Annotated in this window: 6 protein-coding genes; all 6 read left to right on the top strand. The window is 58.8% G+C overall.

What is annotated here, in order from left to right:
• The first annotated feature begins 144 nt into the window (after positions 1-144).
• Genes acpS through tsaD form a run of 6 tightly spaced genes read left to right on the top strand, consistent with a single transcriptional unit; the run spans position 145 to position 6,968 of the window.
• Entirely contained in the window at positions 145-684 is a 540-nt protein-coding gene (acpS, locus tag DWY05_RS09705; RefSeq protein ID WP_117821416.1) for a holo-ACP synthase, read from the top strand.
• Positions 685-2,301, top strand: a complete 1,617-nt coding sequence (locus tag DWY05_RS09700; protein ID WP_117821415.1) for an NAD(P)H-hydrate dehydratase — start codon at positions 685-687, stop codon at positions 2,299-2,301.
• A 2-nt stretch (positions 2,302-2,303) separates the two neighbouring features.
• Positions 2,304-3,449, top strand: a complete 1,146-nt coding sequence (gene alr / locus DWY05_RS09695; RefSeq protein ID WP_117821414.1) for an alanine racemase — start codon at positions 2,304-2,306, stop codon at positions 3,447-3,449.
• An 8-nt stretch (positions 3,450-3,457) separates the two neighbouring features.
• Positions 3,458-4,078, top strand: coding sequence for a uracil-DNA glycosylase (locus DWY05_RS09690; RefSeq protein ID WP_117776930.1), 621 nt, complete (start codon positions 3,458-3,460; stop codon positions 4,076-4,078).
• A 12-nt stretch (positions 4,079-4,090) separates the two neighbouring features.
• The gene (gene tsaE / locus DWY05_RS09685) at positions 4,091-4,597 is read left to right on the top strand and encodes a tRNA (adenosine(37)-N6)-threonylcarbamoyltransferase complex ATPase subunit type 1 TsaE (protein ID WP_117821413.1); all 507 of its coding nucleotides are present in this window, start codon (positions 4,091-4,093) and stop codon (positions 4,595-4,597) included.
• Positions 4,584-6,968, top strand: coding sequence for a tRNA (adenosine(37)-N6)-threonylcarbamoyltransferase complex transferase subunit TsaD (tsaD, locus tag DWY05_RS09680; protein ID WP_117821412.1), 2,385 nt, complete (start codon positions 4,584-4,586; stop codon positions 6,966-6,968). Before tsaE ends, tsaD begins: the two co-directional genes overlap by 14 nt.
• The last annotated feature ends 104 nt before the right edge of the window (positions 6,969-7,072 follow it).

The raw sequence follows: 7,072 nt of genomic DNA, 5'->3' as shown, positions 1-7,072 counted from the left end.
TAGAAGGGGGAGGCCTCGCGGCCTCCCCCTTTTTTGTATCTCGGGCAATTTGTCTCACATAGTAGCTGTGTTTTATAACCCTCGTTTGTCGCATCTTCTGTGAACGGGCTACAATAACTTAGTCTGTGCGATATGGAGGTGAACATGGCTGAAGCTGGTATCGGCGTTGATATCGTCGAGATTTCCCGCATGAAATCAATTCTTGAAAAGACGCCGTCGTTTGCTCGGCGTGTGTTTACCGAAGAAGAGCGTGCGTATTGCGATGCATCATCGCGTCCCGCTGCTCACTATGCGAGCCGCTTTGCCTCGCGTGAGGCGGTGCTTAAAGCTCTCGGCACGGGTTTTAGTCAAGGAGTGGGTCGCAAGGATGTTTCGGTAACGCGTGATAAACTCGGCAAACCGAAGGCTCTGCTTTCTGGTCGTGCTCTCGAAATCGCCCAGGATTTGGGTGTTGTCGAGGTCGCTCTTTCTATTACTCTTACGGGTGACTTGGCTGTCGCTAATGCCATTGCAATCACCGAGGATGCTCGACCTAAGCCTAAGGAAGAAATAGTGAGCAACAAGAAACGCGTTGCGCAGACATTTAAAGAGGCTCGCTCTGTTTTAGATGAGCTTGAGCAGCTGCAGAATTCAGCATTGACGGAGCACCTGGGCGATGCTTCGCAAGATACGCTAGGAGCATAGATGAAACCGGTTTTGAGTACCGAAGAAGTCGTTCGTCTCGAGGATATCATCGAACGCGAAGGGACTTCGAAGGCCGAGCTTATGGAGCTAGCGGGCGAGTTTGCCGCCAACGAGGTCTTGAAGCTCAATCCCGATCGAGTTCTCGTTCTGGTCGGTTTTGGTAATAACGGCGGCGACGGCTGGGTTGCCGCCGATATCCTGAGCCATAAGGGTGTGGACGTTGATATCGTTTCTCCGGTTGAGCCGGATGAGATTCCTGCTGCTCTGGCACGTCATGTTGCTCGCCGTACTGCCGGCCGCGATGTGCACGTTTGCGTCGGCCCCTCGCGTGACGAACTCGAGGTTTTGATCGATAAGGCGGATGTTGTTGTCGATGCCATTTTTGGTACCGGTTTCCACGGGAATCTGCGTGCGCCGTTCTCCATTTGGATTCCTACGGTCAATGAATGCGCCGATTGTGTCGTATCCATTGATGTCCCCTCGGGCCTGAATGCCGAGACGGGCGTTGTTGATGACGACTGCATTCGTGCCGAGCGCACGGTGACGATGATTGCGCCCAAGATTGGTCTGTATAGCGCTGATGGTCCTGAGTATGCTGGCGAATTGATCTGCGGCAATCTTTACGACCGTCTTGACGAAGTCATCGATGATGTCGACCACGCCGCCGAGATTGTCGAGCCCGGTGACTTAGTTGATTACTTTGCTCCGCTACCATCGAATATCGATAAGTATTCCCGTGGCTCTGTGCTTATTGTCGCCGGATCTGCGCAATATCCTGGTGCTGCCATTATGGCGGCCAAGTCTGCAGCTCGCGCGGGTGCTGGTTACGTGGCAGTCGCGGCTCCTGACGCCTGTGCCAATCTCATTCGCATGGCACTTCCTTCGATTCCCGTCTTTGCTATTCCGTCTGATTCGCGCGGCTCCTTTGGCGCCGCTGCGCGCATGACGGTGTGCGAGATCGCAAAGAAGTACAGCTGCGTGCTGTGCGGTCCCGGTATGACGACGTCTGCTGGCGCTATGCAGGTGGTTTCGGGCTTGCTCGAGCTTGATGTACCGCTAATTTTGGACGCCGATGCACTCAACTGCCTTGCTAAGATTGCCATTGACGGTATTGATAGTAACCCCGAGATGTATCGTCGCGAACAGCCGTTGGTTATGACGCCGCACTATCGTGAGCTTTCGCGTCTGGTTGCCGGTGACGAGGTGAACGACCTTGGTACCGCGATTGCAGCCGCGCAGAAGGTTGTCTGGGCTGCAGGCTCCGACAATCTGGTGGTCATAGCAAAGGGGCCGACGACGGCTATCTGTGGCGTTGAGCGCGTGCTGCTGCCACTCTCGGGTCCGGCTTCTCTGGCAACTGCCGGTTCTGGTGATGTTCTCGCGGGTATTTTGGCCGGCACGCTTGCCACCATGCGCGACGAGATGGATCGTTGGGAGCTGCTGTATTCGTACGCCGTCGCACTTCACAGCTACGCCGGTTTTGCTGCGGCGACGGAGTATGGTGAGAAGAGCGTTATCGCGACCGATCTTATCGACATGATCGGTCCTGCCATGGAGCTGGCGGCAAAGGATGCGCTCGAAGATCTAGGAATCATGGACGAAGGGTCGGATGACTAATCATGAATAAAGCCGATTTGACGCGCTGGTCCTGGGTCGAGATCGACCGCGGGGCGCTCCGTCGCAACACGAGGGTCTATAAGAACTTGCTGAATCCACGTCAGCGCCTGTGCTGCGTGGTCAAGGCCGATGCTTATGGTCATGGAGCTGTTGAGTGTGCCAAGATCATGTATTCGGCCGGTGCCGACATGTTTGCCGTGGCGACGGTCAACGAGGGCGTTGGGCTCCGTCAGGGCGGGATTACGAAACCCATCCTGATTCTAAGTGAGCCGCCTATCGAGGCTATTCCTGCATTGCTCGAGTTCGATATCATGCCCTCGGTCTATACGTCCGATTTTGCTCTTGCGTATGGCGAATGCGCCGTCGCGGCGGGCAAGGTGGGCAAGTACCATCTTGCCATCGAGACGGGCATGAATCGTATCGGCGTTCACTACACGCAGGTGCTCGACTTTGTACGCGGCATCAGTTTCCATCGCGGCATCCAGTGCGACGGCGTATTTACGCACTTTGCCACGGCCGATGAACCTTCGGGTTGGGACTACAAGCTGCAGTGCCAGCGTTTTACCGAGGCCGTTCAGGCCATTAAGGACGCAGGTTTTGAATGCGGTATCGTGCATTGTGCCAATACGCCGTCCTCGATGCTCGATTCTTCAATGCACTTTGACATGATTCGTGCCGGCATCGGTTTGTATGGTCTGCAGCCATGTGAGCTGAGTGGTCGTGTGATGCAGCTTGATCCCGTCATGAGCGTCCACGCGCGTGTGACGCGCGTGGCGCATCCTGCGATGGGCGAGGGCGTGGGCTACGGCTTTACCTACCGCGTACCGCGCACGCGCGTTCAGATCTGCACCCTTCCGATCGGTTATGCCGATGGCCTTTCGCGTACGCTTTCCAATCGTATGGACGTGCTGTATCGCGGCGAGCGTGTGCGTCAGGTGGGCAATATCTGCATGGACCAGTTTATGGTCGCCATTCAGTCCAACCCGGCGCATGAGATTCCCGAGGCCGAGTATGGTGACGAGATGATCATTGTCGGCCGCGATGGAGATGCCGAGATTACCATGGATGAGATGGCGCGCCTACGCGGCACGATTAACTACGAGGTCGCTTGCGGCTTTGGCATGCGTCTCGACAAGGTCTACGTGTAGGAGCCGCTATGGGCGTCATGCACATTCCCGGCCATAGCCATCAGGCGCCGCGTGAGGTCGCACTCGAGGAGATCGAGGCCGTTCTGGGCGATTGCCACCTTTGCCAGCTTTACCAGTCGCGCCATAACATCGTGTTTGGCGTGGGAAACCCCCGCGCTCGCGTGATGTTTATTGGCGAGGCGCCGGGCCGCAATGAGGATTTGCAGGGTGAGCCCTTTGTGGGAGCGGCAGGCGAGGACCTCAACGGCATTTTGTCGCTGGCGGGGCTCAAACGCGAAGACGTCTACATTGCCAACGTGCTTAAGTGCCGCCCGCCGGGAAACCGCAATCCGCGTCCCGAGGAAGTGCTGGCTTGCTCGCCGTTTTTGCGTGAGCAGATTCGAAGCATCTGGCCCGATATTATTGTGACGCTCGGCAATCCCGCGACGCACTTTGTGCTTAAGACCGAGATCGGCATTACTAAGCTGCGCGGCAGGTTCCACCAGATGGGGCATTTTGTAGTAATGCCCACGTTCCATCCGGCAGCAGCGCTACGCAATCCGGCGTGGCAGGAGCTGCTGGAGGAAGACTTTAAGATGCTGGGCGACTATCTGGAGCGACATCCCGCACCAGAGGACGCCTCGGAATAATAAGGAGCATATATGTCCCTGGAGCGCCTGGGGGTAGGTACTTACAAAACGACTTGCGCTGCCGATACGGAGTACTTTGGCGAGCTAATTGCACCGTGCCTTGAGGACGGCGATGTGCTCATCCTGACTGGTGGCCTGGGAGTGGGCAAAACTCACTTTACCAAGGGCGTCTCGCGCGGGCTGGGCGATGGGCATATGGTTACGAGCCCTACGTTCGCGCTCATGGCCGTTCACGATCAAGGTCGTATTCCGCTGTTTCACTTTGATCTATACCGCCTGGAGTATGCCTATGAGCTCGAGGATACGGGCATTTTCGATGTGTTGGGCTATGAGGGTGCTTGCCTGCTGGAATGGGGCGAACAATTCCAGGACGAGCTGACGGATGAGTATCTTTCGGTGACGCTCAAGCGTGATGAGGGCGACAGCGATGTGCGAACGATAACGCTCGAGGCACACGGTGACCGCGCAATGGAGCTTTTCCATTTGATTGATAAGGCTGTACAAGATGAGCTTGCATAACGACAACGCGCTGGTGGTGGCGCTCGATACCTCGACCGACATGCTTGCCTGCGCGGCAAGCTGGATTGATGGGCAGACGGGCGAGACGAAGCTCGTGAGTGGCGATCACATGTGTCGCCGTCACGCCAACGTTGAGCTCGTGAATACCGTTGATGGCGTGCTGGCTCAAGCCGGTCTGGATCGCAGCGATGTTGGTTGCTACGTGGTCGGCCGCGGCCCGGGGTCGTTTACGGGTGTGCGCATCGGCATCTCCACTGCCAAGGGCCTCGCGCGTGGTGCCAATGTTCCGCTGCTGGGCGTGTCGACGCTCGACGCTTGCGCTTGGACGGCGTGGAAGGCTGGTGTGCGCGGCAAGCTTGGTATCTTGGCCGATGCTATGCGCGGTGAGGTATATCCGGCGCTGTATATGCTGGTCGATGAGGGTCCCGAGCGTCAATTTGAGCGCGAGCACGTGGTCAAGGCCGCCGTGGCGCTCGATGAGTGGCGCCAAGCAGCGGACTGGGACCAGGTTCAGCTGACCGGTGACGGTCTCGTGCGCTATGGCAAGCTGCTGGGTGAGGACGAGACCGCCCGCTGCGTGGAGCACGACCTGTGGTGGCCTTCGGGCGAGGGCTTGCTGCTCGCGCACGCTGCGGGTGACGGTGATCCGGCTCGCGTCCTGCCGATTTACACGCGCCTTTCGGATGCCGAGGAAAACGAGCGCAAGCGTCTTGGCCTTGCCGAGAGTGCGCACAGCGAAATTACGGGCGTTGCCGATGAGCTCGCCGGTCGTCATCTGCAGTTCCGTCCCATGGGTGCGGCGGATGCCGAGGGCGCGAGCGCGCTGGAGGCTGCCTGCTTTGAAGGTGCCGGACACGAGGCGTGGACGCCGGGCATGTTCCTGTCCGAACTGGGCGAGGACGTCGCTGCGCCGCGTAGTTGGTGGGTAGCACACGACGACGGCAAGCTGCTGGGCCTTGCCGGCGGTATGGTCGTGGACGGTGATGTGCAGATTCTGGATGTCGCCGTCGACCCGGCACATCGCCGTGAGGGCATTGCCCGCAACCTGCTGTCGCATGTGAGCTATGATGCCCAGATGCTCGGCTGCACCACGGCTTCGCTTGAGGTCGAGGATGGCAACGAGGGAGCGATCGCGCTTTATAACGCTCTGGGCTTTACCGAGGCAGGACGGCGCCGCGGCTACTATGGTGCCGGCAAGGATGCCATCGTCATGACGGCTCCGCTGCCCCTGGTGCTTCCGGTCGACAATGCTTCGCCCGAGCCGACGGCAGCTGAGCAGCGCGTATGGCCGCTGCCTGCGCCCGGGCGCTCCGAGGGGGAGCGTGCCGAAATTGAACGACGTCGCCTAGTGCTCGCTATCGAGAGTTCCTGCGACGAGACGGCCGTGGCGATTATCGACGCGGATGGCAATATGGTGGCCAACCAGGTGTCGACACAGATTGATTTTCACGCCCGCTTTGGCGGCGTGGTGCCCGAGATCGCCTCGCGCAAACACGTTGAGGTGATTGTGAGTGTCGTGGATGCGGCGCTCGAGGATGCCGCAGCATCGCTTGGTCTTGAGGGTGGAGCCATTGCTCCCAGCGAGCTTGCCGCCGTGGGCGTGACACAGGGTCCGGGCCTGGTGGGCGCCCTTGTGGTGGGCGTTGCCTTTGCCAAAGGCTTTGCCTACGCTGCCGGTAAGCCGCTCGTATGCGTCAACCATCTGGAGGGGCACCTGTTTGCCAACCTGCTAGCGCAGCCCGATCTCAAGCCGCCGTTTATCTTCACGCTCGTCTCGGGCGGTCATACCATGCTTGTTCACGTCAAGGCATGGGGCGACTACGAGGTACTTGGTGAGACACTCGACGATGCTGTGGGCGAGGCCTTCGACAAGGTGGCCAAGGCGTTGGGTCTGGGCTATCCCGGTGGCCCCATCATCTCCAAGCTGGCCGAGACGGGCAACCCCAAGGCGATCGATTTTCCCCGCGCGCTTAACAGCAGGGGAGACTATCGTTTCTCGCTTTCGGGGCTTAAAACGGCCGTGACGCTCTACATTGAACAGGAGACCAAGGCCGGGCGCACGATTCACCTGCCCGATCTGGCGGCTTCGTTTGAGGCAGCTGTCTTTGACGTGCAGTACAAGAAGGCCAAAAACGCACTGCACGCTACCGGATGCAAGGAATACTGCATCGGTGGCGGCGTCTCGGCCAACCCGCATCTGCGCGAGATGATGATCAAAAAGCTTGGGCGTCAGGGGATCCGCGTAACGGTGCCGCCCTTGTCTGCCTGTACCGATAACGCAGCCATGATCGCGGAGGTCGCCCGCCGCAAATTCGACCGAGGTGAAATCTCGTCGTTCGACGTCGACGCCGATCCAAACATGACGCTGTAGTCGTACGGGTGCGGTCCCCGGCCCTGACCGGCCCGGCGGCCCCATATGAACTTTCCTGCTCTACAGTCCTGCTCACGACGGAGGCCACATTAAGTGGCCTCCTG

Source organism: Collinsella sp. AF23-4AC (assembly GCF_003462685.1).
Classification (GTDB): domain Bacteria; phylum Actinomycetota; class Coriobacteriia; order Coriobacteriales; family Coriobacteriaceae; genus Collinsella.
This window is presented reverse-complemented; position numbering and strand designations above follow the sequence as displayed.

What these genes read in the sequence shown, in the direction of transcription:
- acpS (WP_117821416.1), top strand. Translation starts at nt 145, where the DNA reads ATGGCTGAAGCTGGTATCGGCGTTGATATCGTCGAGATTTCCCGCATG.
- DWY05_RS09700 (WP_117821415.1), top strand. Translation starts at nt 685, where the DNA reads ATGAAACCGGTTTTGAGTACCGAAGAAGTCGTTCGTCTCGAGGATATC.
- alr (WP_117821414.1), top strand. Translation starts at nt 2,304, where the DNA reads ATGAATAAAGCCGATTTGACGCGCTGGTCCTGGGTCGAGATCGACCGC.
- DWY05_RS09690 (WP_117776930.1), top strand. Translation starts at nt 3,458, where the DNA reads ATGGGCGTCATGCACATTCCCGGCCATAGCCATCAGGCGCCGCGTGAG.
- tsaE (WP_117821413.1), top strand. Translation starts at nt 4,091, where the DNA reads ATGTCCCTGGAGCGCCTGGGGGTAGGTACTTACAAAACGACTTGCGCT.
- tsaD (WP_117821412.1), top strand. Translation starts at nt 4,584, where the DNA reads ATGAGCTTGCATAACGACAACGCGCTGGTGGTGGCGCTCGATACCTCG.